The 21645-nt window shown below is 37.6% G+C and carries 22 protein-coding genes; 14 read left to right on the top strand and 8 right to left on the bottom strand.

Annotated elements, in window-relative coordinates:
* Positions 1-57: 57 nt before the first annotated feature.
* From ACN1CD_RS10455 to ACN1CD_RS10445, 3 genes are all read left to right on the top strand, one after another.
* The gene (locus ACN1CD_RS10455; RefSeq protein ID WP_419130337.1) at positions 58-732 is read left to right on the top strand and encodes a fatty acid desaturase; all 675 of its coding nucleotides are present in this window, start codon (positions 58-60) and stop codon (positions 730-732) included.
* Between the two features lie 82 nt (positions 733-814).
* Positions 815-1825 (top strand): ferrochelatase, encoded by a 1011-nt coding sequence (gene hemH / locus ACN1CD_RS10450; protein WP_419130336.1) that lies wholly within the window; start codon positions 815-817, stop codon positions 1823-1825.
* Positions 1826-1831: 6 nt separating this feature from the next.
* Positions 1832-2338 carry a gluconokinase gene (locus tag ACN1CD_RS10445; protein ID WP_419130335.1) on the top strand — a complete coding sequence of 169 codons (507 nt, stop codon included), beginning with the start codon at positions 1832-1834 and terminating at the stop codon, positions 2336-2338.
* Here ACN1CD_RS10445 and ACN1CD_RS10440 read toward each other — a convergent pair.
* Positions 2328-3569 (bottom strand): 3-deoxy-D-manno-octulosonic acid transferase, encoded by a 1242-nt coding sequence (locus ACN1CD_RS10440; protein ID WP_419130334.1) that lies wholly within the window; start codon positions 3567-3569, stop codon positions 2328-2330. The genes ACN1CD_RS10445 and ACN1CD_RS10440 overlap by 11 nt on opposite strands.
* Positions 3570-3604: 35 nt before the next feature.
* On the opposite strand from ACN1CD_RS10440, the gene ACN1CD_RS10435 reads away from it, so the two are divergent.
* The 5 genes from ACN1CD_RS10435 to ACN1CD_RS10415 are packed head-to-tail and all read left to right on the top strand — an operon-like array spanning position 3605 to position 8337.
* Positions 3605-4918, top strand: a complete 1314-nt coding sequence (locus ACN1CD_RS10435; RefSeq protein ID WP_419130333.1) for a UDP-glucose dehydrogenase family protein — start codon at positions 3605-3607, stop codon at positions 4916-4918.
* A 59-nt stretch (positions 4919-4977) separates the two neighbouring features.
* Entirely contained in the window at positions 4978-6006 is a 1029-nt protein-coding gene (locus tag ACN1CD_RS10430) for a UDP-glucuronic acid decarboxylase family protein (RefSeq protein ID WP_419130332.1), read from the top strand.
* A gap of 1 nt (position 6007) precedes the next feature.
* Positions 6008-7030 (top strand): UDP-glucose 4-epimerase GalE, encoded by a 1023-nt coding sequence (galE, locus tag ACN1CD_RS10425; protein ID WP_419130331.1) that lies wholly within the window; start codon positions 6008-6010, stop codon positions 7028-7030.
* On the top strand, positions 7031-7588 hold the full coding sequence (locus ACN1CD_RS10420; RefSeq protein WP_419130330.1) for a hypothetical protein: 558 nt from the start codon (positions 7031-7033) through the stop codon (positions 7586-7588).
* Between the two features lie 11 nt (positions 7589-7599).
* Positions 7600-8337 (top strand): tyrosine-protein phosphatase, encoded by a 738-nt coding sequence (locus ACN1CD_RS10415; RefSeq protein ID WP_419130329.1) that lies wholly within the window; start codon positions 7600-7602, stop codon positions 8335-8337.
* 577 nt (positions 8338-8914) lie between these two features.
* On the opposite strand, the gene ACN1CD_RS10410 is transcribed toward ACN1CD_RS10415, so the two are convergent.
* Entirely contained in the window at positions 8915-10144 is a 1230-nt protein-coding gene (locus ACN1CD_RS10410) for an ABC transporter permease (protein WP_419130328.1), read from the bottom strand.
* A gap of 157 nt (positions 10145-10301) precedes the next feature.
* On the bottom strand, positions 10302-10655 hold the full coding sequence (locus ACN1CD_RS10405; RefSeq protein WP_029286505.1) for a HesB/IscA family protein: 354 nt from the start codon (positions 10653-10655) through the stop codon (positions 10302-10304).
* A 92-nt stretch (positions 10656-10747) separates the two neighbouring features.
* Here ACN1CD_RS10405 and ACN1CD_RS10400 point away from each other — a divergent pair, with 92 nt between their 5' ends.
* From ACN1CD_RS10400 to dnaA, 3 genes are all read left to right on the top strand, one after another.
* Positions 10748-11278 carry a hypothetical protein gene (locus tag ACN1CD_RS10400; protein WP_419130327.1) on the top strand — a complete coding sequence of 177 codons (531 nt, stop codon included), beginning with the start codon at positions 10748-10750 and terminating at the stop codon, positions 11276-11278.
* Between the two features lie 268 nt (positions 11279-11546).
* Positions 11547-13088, top strand: a complete 1542-nt coding sequence (locus tag ACN1CD_RS10395) for an acyl-CoA mutase large subunit family protein (protein ID WP_419130326.1) — start codon at positions 11547-11549, stop codon at positions 13086-13088.
* A 444-nt stretch (positions 13089-13532) separates the two neighbouring features.
* Positions 13533-14963, top strand: a complete 1431-nt coding sequence (gene dnaA, locus ACN1CD_RS10390) for a chromosomal replication initiator protein DnaA (RefSeq protein WP_154279078.1) — start codon at positions 13533-13535, stop codon at positions 14961-14963.
* Positions 14964-15124: 161 nt separating this feature from the next.
* On the opposite strand, the gene ACN1CD_RS10385 is transcribed toward dnaA, so the two are convergent.
* The 5 genes from ACN1CD_RS10385 to ACN1CD_RS10365 form a co-directional block, all read right to left on the bottom strand.
* Positions 15125-15682: an NUDIX hydrolase gene (locus ACN1CD_RS10385; protein WP_419130325.1), complete on the bottom strand. Its 558-nt coding sequence runs from the start codon at positions 15680-15682 to the stop codon at positions 15125-15127.
* Between the two features lie 43 nt (positions 15683-15725).
* Positions 15726-16112 carry a hypothetical protein gene (locus ACN1CD_RS10380; protein WP_419130324.1) on the bottom strand — a complete coding sequence of 129 codons (387 nt, stop codon included), beginning with the start codon at positions 16110-16112 and terminating at the stop codon, positions 15726-15728.
* Between the two features lie 114 nt (positions 16113-16226).
* On the bottom strand, positions 16227-17006 hold the full coding sequence (locus ACN1CD_RS10375; protein WP_419130323.1) for a TPM domain-containing protein: 780 nt from the start codon (positions 17004-17006) through the stop codon (positions 16227-16229).
* Positions 17007-17009: 3 nt separating this feature from the next.
* Positions 17010-17453, bottom strand: a complete 444-nt coding sequence (locus ACN1CD_RS10370) for a TPM domain-containing protein (protein ID WP_419130322.1) — start codon at positions 17451-17453, stop codon at positions 17010-17012.
* A gap of 87 nt (positions 17454-17540) precedes the next feature.
* Positions 17541-18122 carry a LemA family protein gene (locus ACN1CD_RS10365; RefSeq protein ID WP_154279073.1) on the bottom strand — a complete coding sequence of 194 codons (582 nt, stop codon included), beginning with the start codon at positions 18120-18122 and terminating at the stop codon, positions 17541-17543.
* Between the two features lie 414 nt (positions 18123-18536).
* Here ACN1CD_RS10365 and ACN1CD_RS10360 point away from each other — a divergent pair, with 414 nt between their 5' ends.
* The 3 genes from ACN1CD_RS10360 to ACN1CD_RS10350 are packed head-to-tail and all read left to right on the top strand — an operon-like array spanning position 18537 to position 20963.
* Positions 18537-20078 (top strand): FAD-dependent protein, encoded by a 1542-nt coding sequence (locus tag ACN1CD_RS10360; RefSeq protein WP_419130321.1) that lies wholly within the window; start codon positions 18537-18539, stop codon positions 20076-20078.
* A gap of 31 nt (positions 20079-20109) precedes the next feature.
* On the top strand, positions 20110-20577 hold the full coding sequence (locus ACN1CD_RS10355) for a DinB family protein (protein ID WP_419130320.1): 468 nt from the start codon (positions 20110-20112) through the stop codon (positions 20575-20577).
* A gap of 26 nt (positions 20578-20603) precedes the next feature.
* A complete protein-coding gene (locus ACN1CD_RS10350) occupies positions 20604-20963 on the top strand; it encodes a CoA-binding protein (protein ID WP_419130319.1) in 360 nt (119 codons plus the stop codon).
* Positions 20964-21645 lie beyond the last annotated feature (682 nt).

The raw sequence follows: 21645 nt of genomic DNA, 5'->3' as shown, positions 1-21645 counted from the left end.
GTAACCTTTTTTAGCATTAACTGTTTATCTCTATTGTAAGCATTTAATATTATTCATTTGAAAACAAATCACGCATATTTAGGAATTCTGGTTGCATTAGTGGTAATTACCCTATGGTTTACTTCACTTTTTTTCCTTTTGCGCTGGAATTTTGCCTGGAGTAATCCGCTGGTTTACCTGATGATTTTCGTTCAAATGCATCTTTACACGGGCTTGTTTATTACTGCCCATGATGCCATGCATGGTACAATCTCACCGAATAAAACGATTAATAATTTCATTGGCTACCTTTCTGTATTCCTATACGCAGGCTTTTTTTATAATCGTTTATATTCCAAACACCATAAACACCATAGTCATGTGCACACGGAAGAAGATCCGGATTTTGCCCCTCATGGTTTTTGGAAGTGGTATTTAAGGTTTATGCTCAATTATGTAACCATCATTCAATTGGTGATTATGGCTGTAGCTTTTAATGTTTTACAAATTTGGGTTGAGCAGAAAAATCTTTTGCTGTTTTGGGTATCGCCGGCGCTATTAAGCACTTTCCAATTGTTTTATTTCGGAACTTATCTTCCCCATAAGGGAGAACATGACAACGAATACCATTCCTCAACACTTCAAAAAAATCATTTATTAGCTTTCTTTACCTGTTATTTTTTCGGGTATCATTTAGAGCATCATCAAAAACCAGGCACGCCCTGGTGGCAACTGTATAAAACAAAAGCATAGCTTTTTACCAAATCTTGATACTTGGTACTCACTACTTGGAACTAAAAACGCGATATTTGCGCAACGAAACATATTTTTATCAATGAGCAAAAAGGGAATTTTACTTGTAAATTTAGGAACACCTGATAGTCCGGAAACACCAGACGTTAGAAAATATCTTGATCAGTTTTTGATGGATGAACGGGTGATTGATATTCCTAAATTGAACAGAACACTATTGGTTAAAGGAATTATTGTTCCTTTCCGGAGCCCCAAAACAGCAAAATTGTATAAAGAAATCTGGAATGAAAATGGATCTCCTTTGCTTTATTACAGTCGTTTGCAAGCTAAAATGTTGCAGGAAAGATTAGGTGATGATTACCATGTAGAGCTGGCCATGCGTTATCAAAGTCCATCCATTGCCTCTGCATTATCTAATCTTAAAGCAGGCTTGGTAGAAAGTATCCAGGTAATTCCAATGTTTCCACAATATGCTTCTGCCAGTTCTGGTTCAGTAATGCAATTGGTGATGGAGCTGGTAAGTAAATGGCAAACTGTACCGCCAATTTCATTTGTAAATTCCTTTCATGATAATGAGCTGATGATTAAGGTTTTTGCGGAAAATGCAAGAAAACATCAGGTAGAAAATTTTGATCATGTACTTTTTAGCTTCCATGGATTACCAGAACGTCAGCTTTTAAAATGCGATCATACCGGAAGTTATTGTTTAAAGACAGCAGATTGTTGCCAGACTTTAAACGATACGAATAAGTTTTGTTACTCTGCTCAGGGACATGATACTGCCCGCTTAATTGCGAAAGAATTAAATTTAACGAGAGATCAATATACAGTTTGCTTTCAATCGCGTTTAGGAAAAGAACCTTGGGTACAACCCTACACTACCGATGTGTTGAAGAAGTTAGCGGCAGAAGGTAAAAAACGTTTGTTGGTTTTTAGTCCTGCTTTTGTAGCGGATTGCTTGGAAACACTTTATGAAATTACAGTAGAATACCATGAAGAATTTAGAGCACTTGGTGGCGAACATGTGCAGTTGGTAGAAAGTTTAAACGATAGTCCGGTGTTTATAGAGGCTCTAGCTGATATGATAAAATAACATTAAATGGCAAATTTTATTATTTTAATGGGCGTTTCAGGAAGTGGCAAAACCGCTATTGGTCGCGCTCTTGCTCCGGCTATCCATGCAGAATTTATCGATGGTGATAACTTACATTCTCAAAGAAATGTAGATAAAATGGCTGCAGGTATTCCACTTACCGATGCAGATCGGCAAGATTGGTTAGCCCTGATTGCGAAGGTTGGTCATAAACATGTAGAAGAAGGAACAAGTTGTATCATAGCTTGTTCTGCACTTAAAAAAGCATATCGCGATTTGTTGCGAAAAGAAAATGATTCCATCCGTTTTGTATACTTACAAGGAAGTTTTGAACTAATTTACGATCGGATTTCTAAAAGATCTCACCAATATATGCCATCAAGTTTACTGGAAAGCCAGTTTGAAACACTGGAAGAGCCACAAAGTAATGAGCCAGACGTTTTTGTGGTTTCGATAGATCAGGAAATCTCAGAAATTGTTGATGAAATTGTGAAGGCTGATCTTATTTCGTAATCATCGAAATGATCTGATCTGTAGCACCTTTTTTATCTTCTACATATTTCTTTGCTGCGTTTGCAGCATTTTCATTACCCATTAATTCTTCAAAAGCTTTAATAAGCTCAACTTCTGTAACAATGGTCTTTGCTGCACCAAAAGCAATTAAATCTTTTGCTTCCTGAAATTTATCATGCTTAGGGCCAAAAATTACAGGTAAACCAAATGCTGCAGCCTCTAGCGTATTATGAATTCCGGCACCAAAGCCACCGCCAATATAGGCTACTTTTCCATACTGATACAAAGACGAAAGCATGCCAATGTTGTCGATAATAAGAATGTTTGATGGAAGATGTTTGATGGAAGGTGTGTAAGCGGAAAACCGTAAACTGCCAACTGGAAACTGTTTTTCTATACTTTCGATGTGACTATCATGAATTTCATGTGGTGCAATGATAAACTTCCAGTCTGGGTATTTCTCCGGCAAAGCCGATAATAGTTTTTCATCTTCAGGCCAGGTGCTGCCACATATTAGCGTGGGTGAATTTCCTATAAATTGCTCAATCAAATCTAATTGTCTAGGTGCCTGCGCGTTTTCAAAAACCCGGTCAAAACGGGTATCACCGTTGAGGGTTACCTGATTTATTCCAATAGATTTCAATAAAGTTTCGCTTTCCGTATTTTGGACAAAGAAATGCGTAACGCAGGATAAAATGTTCCGGTAAAATCCACCATACCATTTAAAAAAAGCCTGGCTAGGTCTGAAAATACCCGAAATTACATATAGAGGAATGGCACGATCATGAAGTTCTTTAAAGTAGTAATGCCAGAATTCATATTTTGTAAATATGGCCATTTCTGGATTTATGGCATCAATAAAGCGTTTGGAATTGCTTTTAGCATCTATGGGAAGGTAAAATACATCGGCCAGCGCATAATTTTTTCTGATTCCATATCCTGAGGGCGAGAAGAAAGTAACTACAATTTTCTTTTGAGGGTATTCTTCTTTTAGTTTTTCTAAAACAGGTCTGCCCTGCTCAAATTCACCTAAGGATGCAAAATGAAACCAGATGTGTTTTTGCGTAGCATCTATCCGCTTTGCGATTTGTTCAAAAATATCTTTACGCCCTTCGATGAACAGTTTAGCTTTAGGGTTAAAGAGTGAAAATATCCTTATTATTAGTGAGTAAACCTGAATTCCGACTGTGTAAAGCAAAAGCATAAGTGTAATTTCATATCTTCGTGCCAAGATAAAACGAATATATTTAAAAAGCTCAAGAATATATGAAAATAGCCGTTATTGGTACCGGATACGTAGGTTTAGTTACCGGAACTTGTTTAGCAGAAACTGGAAACGATGTCATCTGTGTTGATATAAATGAAAGTAAAGTAAAGAAAATGCAGGACGGCGAAGTGCCGATATATGAGCCAGGACTGGATCTGCTTTTTCATAGAAATATCGCACAAGGAAGATTAACTTTTACCACCAATCTTGCTGATGCTGTGAAAGATGCGCAAATCATTTTCATGGCGCTACCAACACCTCCGGGTGGGGATGGTGCTGCTGATTTGTCTTACATTCTTGGTGCCGCAAAAGATATTTCCAAGCTGATTACAGAATATAAAGTGATTGTAAATAAATCTACAGTGCCGGTAGGTACAGCAGATAAAGTTAAAGCTGTTTTTCAGGAGCATACTTCAATTGAAGTAGATGTGGTTTCCAATCCGGAGTTTTTAAGAGAAGGCGTCGCGGTAGATGACTTTATGAAGCCTGATCGCGTGGTATTAGGTACCAAAAGCGAGAAAGCTAAAAAACTAATGTCAGAACTGTACGGGCCTTATGTTCGCCAGGGTAATCCGATTTTATTTATGGATGAACGTTCTTCCGAATTAACGAAATATGCGGCAAACTCATTTTTGGCAACAAAAATTACCTTCATGAATGAGGTGGCAAACCTTTGTGAATTGGTAGGTGCCGATGTAGATGCCGTAAGAAAAGGAATCGGATCTGACGATCGGATTGGTAAACGTTTTCTTTTTCCTGGTATCGGCTACGGAGGCTCTTGTTTCCCAAAAGATGTTCAGGCTTTAGCTAAATCCTCTGATGATTATCAGTACGATTTTCAGATTTTAAAATCGGTGATGGAAGTTAACGAACGACAAAAAACTATTCTGGTAGATAAAGTTTTGAAATATTATAAAAACGATATTAAAGGAAAGCATTTTGCCCTTTGGGGACTGGCGTTTAAGCCTGAGACTGATGATATTCGTGAAGCTCCGGCATTATACATCATCAATGCTTTAATTGAAAATGGCGCAACTGTTACGGTATTTGATCCTGAAGCGATGCAAAATGTAGAAGGTATTATTGGAGATCAGGTTAAATATGCGAAAAACCAATATGAGGCACTCGAAAATGCTGATGCGTTGTTAATCGCAACTGAATGGTCGGTATTCCGTAATCCGGATTTCGAAAAAATAGATAAAGTATTAAAAAATAAAGTGATTTTCGATGGTCGTAATTTGTATGATTTGCAAAAAATGATCGATCTTGGCTATTATTATAACAGTATAGGAAGAAGATTATTAGCCCCCTAGTTTCCTAAGGGAAGGGGCAATTAAAAGTATATTGAAAATAGTAATATTTTAAAAAGAATATGAACGAAAGTACGGAAAAATCTCCTTCAGGAGATTTAGGGGGTCAAAAAAGAATTTTAATCACAGGTGCAGCCGGATTTTTAGGCTCTCATCTTTGTGATCGTTTTGTGAAAGAGGATTATCATGTAATTGGAATGGATAACCTGATCACTGGTGATTTGGCCAATATTGAGCACCTTTTTAAATTGGAGAACTTCGAGTTTTACAATCATGATGTTTCAAAATTTGTACATGTTCCCGGCAAGCTTGATTATATTCTTCATTTTGCTTCTCCGGCTAGTCCGATTGACTACCTGAAAATTCCAATTCAAACCTTGAAAGTAGGTTCATTGGGCACACACAACCTTTTGGGTTTAGCCAGAAATAAAGGCGCCAGAATGCTGATCGCATCTACATCTGAAGTTTATGGAGATCCAAGTGTGAATCCGCAACCAGAAGAATACTGGGGAAATGTAAATCCCGTTGGCCCTCGAGGTGTTTACGATGAGGCAAAACGTTTTCAGGAAGCCATCACCATGGCCTATCATACCTTTCATGGTGTAGAAACCAGAATTATAAGAATCTTCAATACCTACGGACCAAGAATGCGACTTAATGATGGTCGTGTTTTACCTGCTTTTATTGGCCAGGCTTTAAGGGGTGAAGATTTAACTGTATTTGGCGATGGCAGCCAAACCCGATCTTTCTGTTATGTAGACGATTTGATTGAAGGAATCTTCCGTTTATTGATGAGTGATTATGCTCAGCCGGTAAATGTTGGCAACCCGGATGAGATTACCATTAAGCAGTTTTGCGAGGAGATCATTAAACTTACTGGTACTTCTCAGAAAATAGTATATAGAGACCTCCCTCAGGATGATCCAAAGCAAAGACGCCCGGATATAACCAAAGCCCGTGAAATTTTAGGATGGGAACCAAAAGTAGGGCGAGCAGAAGGTTTGAGAATTACTTATGAGTATTTCAAATCTTTACCAGCTGAAGCTTTAGAAAAAATAGACCATAAAGATTTTACCACATTTAACCGTTAAGATGTCAAAAATATTAGTTACCGGTGGAACAGGATATATAGGTTCGCACACCGTTGTAGAGTTACACAATGCAGGCTACGAGGTTGTTATTGTTGATAACTTATCCAATTCAAACATTAAAATTTTAACCCAGTTGCATACAATTACAGGTAAGTGGTTTGATTTTAATGAGATTGATCTTCAGGATGAACATGCTGTAAAAGAATTTGCAGCAGCCCAGACTGATGTTACCGGGATTATTCATTTTGCAGCATCAAAAGCTGTTGGAGAGTCTGTTGAAAAACCTTTAAAATATTATAAAAATAATTTTTTCGGTTTGATTAACCTTTTAACATCCTTTAACAGGAAGATAGACTTTGTGTTTTCATCTTCATGTACCGTTTATGGGCAACCAGATAGCTTACCAGTTACGGAGGCTGCTCCTGTAAAAAAGGCAGAATCTCCATATGGAAACACCAAGCAGGTTGCAGAAGAAATTTTGGCTGAAACTGCAGCAGTAACACCAGATTTAAATGTTATCGCATTGCGTTATTTTAATCCAGTAGGTGCACACGAAACCGCTTTAATAGGTGAATTACCGAATGGTGTTCCAGCTAATCTGGTTCCTTTTATTACGCAGTCTGCTATTGGAAAACGCGGTCCGATTACTGTGTACGGTAATGATTACGACACTCCCGATGGTTCTGCAATCCGTGATTATATTCATGTAGTAGATTTGGCAAAAGCACATGTGGCCGCAATAAAAAAATTAGAGAAAAAAGATAATTCTTCAAATTATGATGTTTTCAATATCGGAACAGGAAAAGGATCTTCAGTTTTGGAAATCATTTCTGCCTTTGAAAATGTTAATAGAGAGAAACTTGATTATAACCTCGGACCAAGAAGAGCAGGTGATATCGTTCAGATTTATGGTGATGTAACTAAGTCTAATGAGGAATTAGGTTGGAAAGCATCGCTTGATATTAATGAGATGATGCGATCGGCCTGGGAGTGGGAAAAATACATCAAGGCTAACCCTTTTTAAATGAAACTATCGGAGCACAAAGATTTAAAAAATGCGATAACAGATCTGCCTGTAAAGGAAAAAGACAGGCTGTTATTGCGTTTAATAGCAAAAGATAAAGTGCTTACCGAACACCTTCATTATAAATTGTTGGAAGATGAATCTGATCTGGAGCATCGGAAAGAACAGATTAAAGCGGATGTAGAAGAGCAGGTGTTTGATTTGAAAAAGCTAAATGCCAAAGAAGCACTGGTTAAAGTTCGAAAGATGATCACCTCAGTAAATCATTTTTACAAGGTAACCAAAGACCCGATTGGTGAAGTTGAACTGAAAATTTTTATCTTAAATATGGTTCCGTTCGATTATAGAAAATCTACGCTTGGTTATCGGGATTATATGATTTTATTTTCGACATTTTACTTAAAAACGGTAGCCGTAACCATTAATAAATACAAAAAGTTGCATGAGGATTTGCAATTTGATTTAAGTGTAGATTTAAATAGTTTGCTCGGTAAAATCTATTCCTCTAAATTAGCCTCATCTGCAGAAGCGTCAAATCTCCCCAAAGAAATAAATTAAGAACTATTGTGATGTTCGGATTATTTAAGAAAAAGAAGATAGTACCTGAATTTAATTTCTCCAATATTGGAATAGATATGCATTCGCATATAATCCCAGGGATAGATGATGGTGCGCAAACTTTGAACGATTCTATTCAATTAGCGAAACGTTTTAAAGCCTTAGGTTTTAAAAAACTGATTGCTACGCCTCATATTATGGCAGATTATTTCAGGAATACACCAGATACGATTAATCGTGGACTTGATATTTTGAGAAAGGGCCTTAGCGATGTTCAAATTGATCTGGAAGTAGATGCTGCCGCTGAATATTATCTTGATGAAACACTGGAAAAGAAAGTCAGACAGAAAGAAGTTTTAACATTTGGGAAGGAATATTTGCTCTTTGAACTTTCCTACATCAATGCGCCACCAAATTTGTTGGATTTTATCAAAATTATTCAGGATGCCGGATTTCAGCCCGTATTGGCCCATCCAGAGCGCTATCCATATTTTTATAGTTCGATCGAAAATTTACATCAAATCAGAGAAACAGGTTGTTTGCTTCAGATGAATTCTATTGCCTTAACTGGTTATTACGGATCAGGCGCAAAAAAAGCAGCAGAAGAAATGGTAGAATATCATCTTGTTGATTTCATTGGAAGTGATATGCATCATCTGAAACATGCGGCTGCCCTGGAGGAAAGTTTATATACCCCGTTGATGCAGCAGTTATTGAGTCAGCATCAATTAAATAATGTTCTTATTTAAGATATTCTTCCAATTTAAGCTTGCTGTTGATCTGAGAGTTCTTTAATAATATGCGTTAAATACCATTAAACGATTTTTTTTAATACCTCGCCCTTTAGGCACCCCTCAAAAGAAATATCGTGTGGACACATCTTCCAAGCGTGATTTTCTATGCATTTTGCTAACCAACTTTAATAAAGCATAAGCCTTACCGAAGAACGCCGTCAATCCCAAGGGCCGGAGAAATCAAAAAAACAATTGTACAATAGTATAGTATTGCACTAACAAACCTTAAATGCAGTGGTTTTGTGTTCATAAATGAAGGTTCGAAGTGAAAGAATATTGAACACAAAACGAAGTGACCGCTGTTTTTTTGATGTGTGCGGGATGTTGTAAAAGGCCTATAGCTGGATTGACAAAGCGCTTTGGGTACTTTGGCGCTCCAAAGTACCATGCCTCCGCGGCAAAGAGCGGAAAAAATATCTTTACAAATTAATGGTACCCACACGATAATCTTTCAGATGGGTGGTTGCAGACCAGGGTGTAAAAACAGTAAATCAATTATTGAACTCCAGTTATTGATAAAAATTGCTTGAACTTACTCGTACCTTAAAGCCTCAACAGGATCTAATCTTGATGCTTTTTTAGCAGGATAATAGCCAGAAAGAATTCCTACACCAACGCATAGTACAAATCCGCCCAAAATAAATGCCCAAGGGATAAGGAATGCACCACCCATGGCGAGCGATATGATATTGCCCAGTACAATTCCTAAAAATATTCCCAATGCACCACCCATTAAACAAATCACAACGGCCTCTATTAGAAATTGCCGGCGAATTACTTTTGGGTTGGCACCAATGGCTTTTCTAATTCCAATTTCCCTTGTTCGCTCAGTTACAGAAACCAGCATAATATTCATTAAACCAATTGATGCACCAATTAAGGTAATAATTCCAATTGCTATTCCGCCAACAGCAACAAAAGCCAGGTTCTCAAATAGCGTTTGTGCAATGGCGTCACTTTTAGTAATTTCAAAATTATTTGTATCGTTAATCTTTACCTTCCGTATGTTTCTAAATAAAGCTGTTGATTCACCAATTACATTTTCCTGGTCGTTATTATCAGATACCATAACGGTAATGGTGTAAGATGGATTGGCATTTGCATTAATCTGCTTTGCTTTTAGCAAGGGTACATAAACGGCTCTGTCTCCACTAAAACCCATGCTCGAACCTTTTTTCTCTAAAATACCAACAATTTTGAAACGGTTATTTCCTACGTTAATTAACTTATCCATAGGGTCGGTATCCTTGAAAAGTCTGGTCACCACCTCGCCACCAACGATGCATACATTGCTTCCCATCTTTACTTCCGAAGCACCAAAATTTCTTCCTTCAGAGAGATTTAATCCTTGAGATGCCAAACCATTTTCATCAATGCCTTGCACATTAATGTTTGGGTTGGTTTTTAAATTACCATATTTAACTGTAGAACCACCACTTGCAACAACACTAACTGCAACAGTTGCAGGTGCATTTAAACTGTCTTTAAACTTAATTGCATCTTCATAACGAATGGATTTGAAAGGTTTAGGCCTTTTACCATTTCCGATCCTGATCCCAGTACCACGGTTTCTAATCGTAAATGAATTGGCACCCATACTACTGAAGGCATCAGTCATACTTTTCTTTACCGCATCAAGAGTGGTCAGAATTCCAACCAGTGCCATTAGTCCGATAGCAATAATCAAGGCAGTAAGCATAGTACGTAAACGATTACCCTTAATGGATTCTAATGCCAGTCTGATATTTTCTGTATAATTCATTTAAATAAGTATCGAGTAGTAAGTACTGAGTAAAGAGTATGAAGATGGTTTAGCCTTAAACCCTATACCTTTTGCCTTTAACCTCTATTTGTAAAAATAAAAAAAGTCCCGATGTTTAGACATCGGGACTATACTTTATGTTACAATAATATATTTTTTATGCAGAGAAACTCGTGCCGCAACCGCAAGTGCTGGTTGCATTAGGGTTTACAAAGGTAAAACCACGAGAATTTAAGCCATCTTGCCAATCGATCATCATGCCCATTAAGTACATTTGATGTGCTTTGTTCATAAAAACTTTAATACCATCGATAAAAAATTCCTGATCACCTTCTTTCTTCTGGTCGAAACCTAAAATATAATTCATTCCTGCGCAACCACCGCCTTCAACCCCAACGCGTAAACCATAATCCTCGCCAATTTCCTGCTGATCTTTTAATTTATATAGTTCTTTAGACGCTCCCTCAGAGAAAGTAACCGGTGCAAATGTTGTATCAACTGTTGTGCTCATATCTATTTAAATTTTATCTGTTACAAATATAAATAATAATGCACATTTTTGCTTTCAGCGGTTCGAGAAATTACCGTATTTAAACAATACCTATGAACATCCAACAGATTTTAACTGATATAGTTATATTATTTGCAGGCATTTTTATCGCCTTAATGGGCGTATATTACATTTTAAAAGTTGATATACAGCGGTTTTTTAACTTAAAGGAAATAGAATTAAATAAGGAAAGCAGGGCACACCTTTTACCTTTACGCTTACAAGCGCATGAGCGGTTGATCATTTTTACAGACCGGATTAATCCTGCAAATCTCCTGGTGCGTTTACATCAGCAGGGAATCGGGATTTCAACCCTTCAGGCAGGGATATTAAATGAAGTAAAATCAGAATATCAACATAACATTACACAACAATTGTATGTGGATAGTATTACCTGGAATGTTGTTCGAAAGTTAAAGGATGATACCATTGCCATGATAAATAATGCTGTTGGTGGTTTGCCGGCAGATGCTAATGGCATAGAATTAAGCAAAGCGATTTTAACACACATGGCCAGCATCGATGAAAATCCTTATGATTTAACTATTGAGTTGGTGAAAAAAGACATTCAGCGATTGTTTTAATAACGATGTAAGATGTGGAGATATTTAGAAAAAGGTTAGGGGTTTAGAATTGGTTAGAAGGTTAGATGACTTGAGTAGGGCAAATAGCTGGGTGCAATGTTAGGCGTAAAGAATGAAGTTATCATTGACAGGGTTATAATCACTTCAAATCCTTTAGTTCGTTTTCTTTCCTGTTAGTTCTAAAATCATTAAAAGACCAACTAATGGACTAAACCCCTAACCGTCTAAACTGCTAACCATTTATTCTTAACCAATAACCCAATTTCCTATGAAACATACCACTACATCCGGGATCGAAATTAAAGAACTTTACACTTCTGCAAAGCCACTTGAGGAAAAACCAGGGGAATACCCTTTTACCAGGGGCATTCAGAAAGATATGTATCGCGGCCGTTTGTGGACCATGCGGCAGTATGCAGGCTTTTCAACAGCCGAAGAATCGAATAAACGCTATCATTATTTATTGGCACAGGGAACTACCGGTTTATCTGTAGCTTTTGATTTACCCACACAAATTGGTTATGATTCTGATCATGAAATGGCCGATGGAGAAGTTGGGAAAGTTGGTGTAGCCATCGATTCATTAAAGGATCTGGAAATACTTTTTGATGGAATCCAGCTAAAAGATATCACTACCTCTATGACGATAAATGCAACTGCTTCTATTTTACTAGCCATGTATATTGCGCTGGCTAAAAAACAGGGAGCAGACTTAAGGCAGATCTCAGGAACCATTCAGAATGATATCCTTAAGGAATACGCTGCAAGGGGAACCTATATTTATCCACCCAAGCAATCAATGCGTTTAATTACAGATATTTTTGAATTTTGCAGTCAGGAAGTTCCAAGATGGAATACGATATCCATTTCTGGTTATCACATTCGCGAAGCCGGGTCAAGTGCGGTACAGGAGCTCGCCTTTACTTTGGCAAATGGAAAAACTTATCTTAAAGCAGCAATAGATAAGGGGCTCGAGATTAATGTTTTTGCCAAACGGCTTTCATTCTTCTTTAATTGCCATAACAACTTTTTTGAAGAGATTGCGAAATTCAGGGCGGCTAGAAGAATGTGGGCAAAAATTACAAAAGAACTTGGCGCTTCAGACGAGAAGGCGCAAATGCTCCGCTTTCATACACAAACCGGCGGTTCAACACTAACCGCCCAACAACCGCTTAATAATGTAATCAGAGTAACAAACCAGGCAATGGCAGCGGTGCTGGGCGGCACACAGTCGCTACATACCAATGGTTATGACGAGGCCCTTTCTTTACCAACGGAAGCTGCAGCAAAAATAGCATTACGCACACAACAGATTATTGGGTTTGAAAGTGGTGTAACCGATACCGTGGATCCCTTGGCTGGTTCTTTTTTTGTGGAAAATTTAACAGATGAGGTCGAGGCTGCAGCCTGGCTATATATTGATAAGATAGATGCGATGGGTGGATCGGTTAATGCCATCGAAAGTGATTATATGCAAAATGAGATCGCAAATTCCGCTTATCAATATCAGAAAGAAATAGAAACCGGGGAGCGGGTTTCTGTTGGGGTAAATAAGTTTACCCAACGGGAGGAGGGGATAACGGAAGTCTTCAATATTGATGATTCCATTCGAAAACTCCAAACCGATAAGTTGATACATCTAAAAAGTAACAGAGATAACATCGCCGTTCAAAAGGCGCTAAATTTGCTGGAAGATGGTACAAATGGCAATCAAAATTTGATGCCGCTCATTATAGATGCGGTAGAAAAATATGCAACATTGGGAGAAATTTCTGATGTGATGCGTAAAACCTTTGGTGAATACAGGTAGCAAATTTGCTTTATCGACAGGTATGAATTAATTGCTTGATGGGAAAATTTTGGCGTTGACTAGCGCTGCTAAAAATGAATAGAATAATTGTAATTACATCAGTGCTTGATAATCAGTAGTTTGAATTTACTGAAAGATAAAAACTACAAAATTTAATAAATATGATTTAAAGGTGGCTTAGAATTTGCTCATTTCACGTCAATTCGACCTGAGAGATAACGTCAGCTTCTTTTAGAGCTAAATGTGGATAAACAATGTTAGTAAATAGTTATCAACATAAAAAATTGAGGTTAACTAGGTTAGGGTATTACCTTTCAGCGCGTTACGATTTATTTGAAGTTTTTGTTTAAAATGTTGATAATTTTCTCAATATTCGTAATCCCGAAACGGACCATCCAGTATAGTCCAAATGGCCCTAGTAATCAATAAATTATAGAAATCGCAATGGAAAAAACTTGTACAGAAGTGTGGAAGAACTGTCTTCAAATTATTAAGGATAACATCCCGACCCAAAGTTTCAAAACTTGGTTCGAGCCTATCACAGCCCTTAAATTAGAAGGTAAGGTTTTAACCATACAAGTGCCAAGTTTGTTCTTTTACGAATGGCTTGAAGAACACTACGTAGGCTTGCTACGTAAGACAGTAAAAAAACAACTTGGAGAGGACGGCAGGTTAGAATATAATATCGTTGTTGATAAATCATCAAATAGCGGTAATCCTTATACCACAAATATGCCCTCAAATGGAAACGGAGCAGAGGCCAAGGTACAATCAATGCCAATTCCAGTTTCCATCAATAAAGACATTAAAAATCCTTTCATCATCCCTGGATTAAAAAAATTAAATGTTGATCCACAATTAAACGCTAATTACACTTTTGAAAACTACATAGAGGGAGATTGCAATCGTTTAGCCCGTTCTGCTGGTTACGCTGTAGCTGCTAAACCAGGTGGTACCTCATTTAACCCGTTAATGATTTATGGCGGTGTAGGTTTAGGTAAAACTCATCTTGCACAGGCAATTGGTAATGAAATTAAACGCAGCATGCCAGATAAACTGGTAATCTATGTAAGCTGTGAAAAATTCTGCCAGCAGTTTGTAGACTCGTTAAAAAACAATACTATTAACGATTTTGTTAATTTCTATCAGGCAATGGATGTGATCATTATGGATGATGTACACAATTTCGCTGGTAAAGAAAAAACTCAGGATATTTTCTTCCATATTTTTAACCATTTACATCAATCAGGTAAACAGGTTATTTTAACATCTGATAAAGCGCCAAAAGATTTGGCTGGTTTGGAAGAGCGTTTATTGAGTCGTTTTAAATGGGGTTTATCTGCAGATTTACAGATTCCTGATTTAGAAACGCGTATTGCAATCTTGAGAAAGAAAATGTATGCAGATGGTATTGAGTTGCCAGGTGAAGTAGTAGAATATGTAGCGCACAATATTGATAACAATGTTCGTGAGCTAGAGGGTGCCATGGTTTCACTATTGGCGCAAGCTACCTTAAATAAGAAAGAGATCGATTTAGCGTTAGCTAAACAGATGTTGAAGAACTTTATAAAAAATACAACGAAAGAAATTTCGATGGAATACATTCAGAAGTTGGTTTGTGAGTATTTCGAAGTACCGGTAGATATGGTTAAATCTCAAACCCGTAAACGCGAAATTGTACAGGCCCGTCAAATCTCTATGTATTTGTCTAAAAGCCATACCAAATCATCATTAAAAACTATTGGTGCTTTCTTTGGTGGCCGAGATCACAGTACCGTAATTTATGCTTGCCAAACTGTTGAAGATTTAATCGATACAGACAAAAAATTCAAAGCTTACGTACACGATATTCAGAAAAAATTAAAAATGAGCTAATAAAGGTTTAGGGTATAAGGTTAAAAAATCGCTTGCTATCCCAATTCTTGGAAAACAAAAAGTCCTGATTTGAATTTTCAAATCAGGACTTTTTGTTTCATGTTTTAGCTATTCTGCGAAGCTTTTCTTAAATGTCTTAGGAGATTAAAAATAAAAACCAATTAGCAATTACCCATTCTTTCCAATTCCACCAAACCATAGTGTAATGCAGCAACGTGAATACACTGCGCAATTTTATTCTCCTTTAATAATTGCTTTACCTCTTCGATGGTATATTCTTCAACATTCAAAATTTCATGTTCATCTAAATGCTGCTCGTGGGTTTTAATACCTCCTGTTAAAACATAAGTAAAGGTTTTATTATTTGATGTAGCAGGATTTGGATAAAGCTCGGCCACCAGTTTACAGGTTTTGAAGGTGTATCCTGTTTCTTCCAGCAACTCTCTTTTTACGCCAGCCTCCGGACCTTCATCCCCATCTATCACACCTCCAGGAACTTCCAGAGATACAATGTCTGCAGCATGACGATATTGGCGTACCATAATGATTTTACCTTCTTCGGTTAAGGCAACAGCTGTCGCCCAGTTTGGGTATTCTAAAACAAAATAATCATCTTTAACTATGCCGGTTGGAAGCTTTACCTCATCTACCCTCAGGGTAGCCCATTGCGCTTTCACTAAATATTTAGAGGCAAGTTTTTGCCACTTTTCTATAATCATGTGTTCCTGATATTGAATTATAATTATCGCTCAAAAAATATAGCTAGACGTATTGCTGGATAGTTTTTTGGCGATGTAAATTTACCAAATGTACAATCTTGTGTTTATCTGCTAAAAACTGATAAACTAAATTGAGTTTTGGTGCAATAGCTTGATTTCTTTCTGCACTGGTGCCAAGTTCGTAATAAAGAAACTCGCTGAAGGAATCAAGCTTCTCTGGAGGAAGATTACAGGTGTCCAGCCAACTTTCGAAAATGGAAAGGTCTTCACTTTCCAAAATATTAACTGGAAGCAGAAAACTCCTTTCCATGGTTTCATCAAAAATATTTTGGGCGTCTTTCAGTTTCCCTTCTAGTTTTAATCCCATAATGCGGGCCAGGATTTCCGCTAACTTTTGAATCTCAGCTGTAATCAAATCTTTCCTATACATCTTTTGTAATGTTATATTTTAAAATGGTGAGCGATATTGTTTACTTAAAAAAAAAATTGATAAACATATAGATTCTATCCAAACGTCAAACGAACAACGCTCAACGACTTTCTACTACCAGCTTCCGCTAGATCCGCCACCGCCGAAACTTCCGCCACCAAATCCTCCAAATCCACCGCCACCAGAAGAACCACCGCCGCCTCCCCAGCCACTATTTCCTCCACGACCACCGCCGCTTCCGAAAAGCATCGCCCAGAACAATGCATTAGATGCGCCACGACCACCAATTACACTGTTGCCACCGCCACCACCGCCTTTGCGCATAACGATAATGATTACCACAACAATAATGATCACGATGAAGATACTGCCAAATCCACCTTTTTTTGAAGAGGATGCTTTTGGGCTATCATTCTTATATTCGCCTTTGGTGTATTTAATGATTGAGGTTGTACCGGCATCTAATCCGGCATAATAGTTTCCGGCCTTAAAATTTGGCTTAATGTCATTGTCTATAATTCGTTTGGCATAGATATCGGGCAAAGCTCCCTCAAGACCATAACCCGTTTGTATAGAGATTTTTCTATCGCCAACAGCAACAACGATCATAATGCCGTTGTTGTTGCCTTGCTGACCTACGCCCCATTTCCGGCCTAATTCTACCGCGTATTCATTGATGTCATAATCCCCAACAGATTTTAATATAGCAATCGCGATTTGTGTTGAAGATGAATCGTTAAAAGTTACCAGCTTTGTTTCCAATGCCTGTTTTTGATCGGCAGATAAAACATTGGCATAATCACTAACAAGTGTAGTCGGTTTAGCTGGAAAATCTTGCGCAAAACCAAAAGTAAAAAAGCAACTGAGGAGCGAAAAAAGGAATAATTTTTTCATTGTTTATTTATTTTCGGGTTTATCCATAAATACTATATCATTCGGTAATTCATTGATGTCACCTTTTTGAGGAGGGAAGAACAAGGCTAACTTTTCACCGGCCAGTGCCACACCTGCAATAATTCCATCTGCTAAGTTACCTTTTGCAAAATGAGCCGTCATTGCAATTTTGGTGGTTTCCCAAAAATCAGCAGGTACAACCCTATTTATTCCAGAGTCGCCAATAATGGCAAATTTATGATCTGCATGAGCAAGATAAATTAATACACCATTTTTCAATGATGTTTTATCCATGTTCAGTTTGGAGAAATAATCTGTTGCTTTTTCGTAAGGATCACCTTCGCAATGTTTGTCAATGGCAATTCTTAGCTCACCAGATGTTGCTTTTTCTGCATCTGAAATTGCCTGAGCTATTTTATCTTGTTCAATATCTGAAAATAACGACATGATTTTGTTTTAATTGAAGTAAAAAGGGTAATGCATGCTTATCATTAGATTAAACATACACTACCCTTAAATGTTATTGTTGAGGAATTAGAATTCTACTTTTGGAGCATCTTTTGCAGTGGCATCAGCCTCAAAGTATCCTTTTGGTTTAAAACCAAACATGCCAGATGTTAAGTTCGTTGGAAACGATCTGATCTTTCCATTATAGGCCTGAACAGCATCATTAAAATCTTTACGGGCAACCGTGATTCTATTTTCAGTACTTTCTAACTGAGCAGATAAATCGCTGAATTGTTGAGTAGCCCTTAACTCTGGATAAGCCTCGGTAATCGATAATAATTTACCCAATGCCTGGCTTAACTGCCCTTGTGCTGCCTGGTATTTCTGAATGTTTTCTGGTGTTAAATCATCAGCATTAACTGTCATCTGTGTGGCTTTTGCACGAGCCTCAACTACAGCGGTCAAAGTTCCCTGCTCAAATTTAGCTGCACCTTTAACCGTGCTTACCAGGTTTGGAATCAAATCTGCACGTCTTTGATATTGGGTTTGTACCGTTCCCCATTTTGATTTTACGTTCTCATCAAGTTTAACCATGCTGTTATATCCGCATGAGCTCAAAGAGGTAACTGCAATTACAGCAGCTAAAATTCCGAATACTAATCTTTTCATTTTTATGGTTTTTGTCTTATGTTGTCAAACTGATAATATTTCAATTTAATAATCAGATCACAAAATCTGTTCCTTTGTTACAATTTAGTCTAAAAACTGACAACTTGTATGTGAATTATGTCGCATTTAGATTGTTTTGCTATTATTCAATACGTTTAGGCAGATTTATCCAGGTCATATCAATCATTTGAGAAACTGAATTAAAGAGAAAATATTTAGTAGCGCTCACAATAAAGGAGTTGGAATGAACTAATTTTTATAAATATGATTACAATTTGAGTGTATTTTAATCAACCATACATCTCATATAAAGTTTTACCAAATGAACGATAAGTAGCAAACTGAAGTTGTTATTCAAATATTAGAATTTCTATTTACATTTGTGCCAATTCAGGATAAAAACCTGACTGACTTATGCAAAAAGATATTGAAATTACGTTGCTCCCACATGAGGTAGAGCAGTCTGAAGTAATAAAAACCAAACTTGCCGAAGCATTAAAACTAGATGAAGATCGTATCAAAGCATATGATGTTTTAAAGCGGTCGATTGATGCAAGATCCAGAAAAGTTATTTTTCGTTTACAGGTTAAAGTTTTTGTGGATGAAGTTCCGGTGCCAGAAATCAATACAATCAATTATCCAAATGTGAGTGATGCAAAGCCTGTAATTATCGTTGGGGCAGGTCCGGCAGGATTATTTGCTGCTTTGCAGTGTATTGAAAATGGGTTAAAGCCAATCATCATCGAACGAGGCAAAGACGTTAAGCAGCGTCGAAGAGATTTAGCGGCCATTAATAAACAAGGCATAGTAAATACCGAATCTAACTATTGCTATGGAGAGGGTGGGGCAGGTACCTATTCTGACGGAAAACTATATACCCGGTCTAATAAACGTGGCGACATTAATAAAGTACTTCAGGCATTTGTAGACCATGGCGCAGAAAAAGATATTTTAATCGATGCCCGTCCGCATATTGGAACAAATAAGTTACCCCATATTATTACCGCCATTAAAGATACCATCCTAAATGCAGGTGGGGAGGTGATGTTCGATAGTCAGATGACTGATATTTTAATAGAATTCGGAAAAGTAAAGGGAGTAGAAATTAATTTTGAAGATAAATTATTCGCAGATCATATTATCCTGGCTACTGGTCATTCTGCCAGAGATGTATACGAATTGCTGAATAGTAAAAATATATTAATCGAGGCAAAACCATTTGCTTTAGGGGTAAGGATAGAACATCCTCAGGAAATTATTGATTCTGCTCAATACCATTGCGATACGAGATCTGAGTTTCTTCCTCCTGCGTATTACAGCTTGGTAGAGCAAGTTGGCGCCCGTGGCGTATTTTCTTTTTGCATGTGCCCGGGCGGAATCATTGCGCCTTGTGCAACTGGCGATAATGAAATTGTGGTTAATGGCTGGTCTCCGTCGAAACGGAATAATCCATTTGCCAACTCTGGCACAGTTGTACAAGTTACATTAAACGATGTTCAGGGCTATGATCCGTTGAGAATGTTGAATTTTCAGTCTGAAATAGAAAAACTTGCTTTTGAAGCAGGTGGAGGAAATTTGGTCGCTCCCGCACAGCGGATGATTGATTTCGTTCATAATAAACTGTCGATAGACCTACCCAAAAACTCCTATTTGCCTGGTACAAAAAGTGTGATGCTGGATAATATTTTGCCTGGCTTTGTTTCAGAAAGTTTGAAGGCCGCATTGCCCGTATTCGGGAAAAAGATGAAAGGCTATTATACAAATGAAGCGATTTTAGTTGGTGTGGAGAGTAGAACATCTTCACCAGTTCGTATCCCGAGGGATAAAGAAAGCTTTCAACATCCTCAGATCAAAGGATTATATCCCTGCGCTGAAGGTGCTGGTTATGCTGGCGGAATTATTTCAGCAGCTATAGATGGAATCAATTGTGCAAATGCCATCTTAGCAACAGCTTAAAACTTTCTACTTTCAGCATTGTTGTTTTATTATGTTTGATATTACTAACGAAATTAAGAAGGCTTTTAATGGAGATGCGTGGCATGGAAACCATGTGATGCAAGTATTGAATAACGTAAAGCCGGAAAATGCCTTTAACTTTTTTATACCAAATGCCCATTCCATTGCAGAAATTGCGCTTCATTTAACCGCCTGGACAGAAGAAGTTACTTCACGTTTAATGGGCAATTTAGCGAATGAACCAGTAATGGGCGATTGGCCTTCTGCGGATCATCAGACACCGCAAGCTTGGGAGAAAATAATTTTCGATTTTAAAATAGCAAACGAAGAATTAATCAGGTATTGTGAATCTATTGATGTAAACCAGTGGGATGATGAAATAAATGAGGCACCAAATGTAATTTTAGGTAAATCGATAACTAAAAGAGAGTTATTGAGTGGATTGGCACAACATCATGCCTATCATGCGGGTCAAATTGCATTATTAGCTAAGTTCTAAACTGATCGTATTGAAAAAATAAGACCATGAAAAAAACATTAATAATTGGTGCATCTCCGGATCCATCCAGATATTCTTATAAAGCTGCTCATATGTTAACGCGTTTCAATCATGAAATTGTTAATGTTGGAATCAAAAAAGGTGAAGTTGCAGGAGTAGAAATTGAGAAGCCAGGCGAAATCCATCAGGATATTGATACGATTACCTTATATATAGGCCCGGCGCTGCAACCGCAGTACCACGATTATATATTGGAAACTAAACCAAAGCGGGTTATTTTCAATCCTGGTACAGAAAATTATGAGTTAGAAAAACTGCTGGATCAGCATAATATCGAACCTGTAGAAGCATGTACTTTGGTCTTGTTAAGTACCGGACAATATTAATTAAGTATTTGCCTTTCTGGTGAAGCTTAAAATAGTCCCAGACTATGAAAAAAATCTATTTTTATAGCCTATTTAAATGATCTTGTCCTAGCCGGATGGGCTTATTTTCTTTTGGCACCAAAAGACCAGCGGAGCTAGCTTGAACACAAAATAACTAATAAACACATGTGAAAACACAAAAGTGCCGGCTCGCAATTATTCATATAGTTTTTATATTTTCAATGGTATTCATGAGTGCTGCGCCGTTTTTCTGTTAAAGTCAGTAAGTGAGCTAGGTCAGTGCCATCCCGAAAAATTGACCATGCCGGTCTAGGCGCAGAACGAAGAAACAGTGGTTTGGCCTTGTTAGTTGGCTAATGCGATCGCTTAACATAGTTGCAAATACTTTCCGTATTATCCCCCACGGTCATGCCAAAGCATGAGGCATCCCCAAGCTAAGCGTTACAGGTTTTCGTTCCACTTCATAAAACTATCCTAAACTAACCATCGCTGCTAACCCCTAACCTTTTTCTAACCCTATAACCCCCTAACCAATCTCCCGTAAACCCTCTTTTCCAAAAAGTTTTAATAATTTTAACTTTTTCTATAATGATTCCCAGTGGCTTATGATTTCCCCTTCATTTTATCTGCCTTCCCATTTGCAGTGGTTGTAATTTTTGCTATCTTTGCATCCCGCTTCGGA

The organism is Pedobacter sp. N23S346 (assembly GCF_048515415.1).
Classification (GTDB): Bacteria; Bacteroidota; Bacteroidia; order Sphingobacteriales; family Sphingobacteriaceae; genus Pedobacter.
Note: the sequence above shows the minus strand (reverse complement) of the source record. Positions and strands in the feature narration are given on the sequence as shown.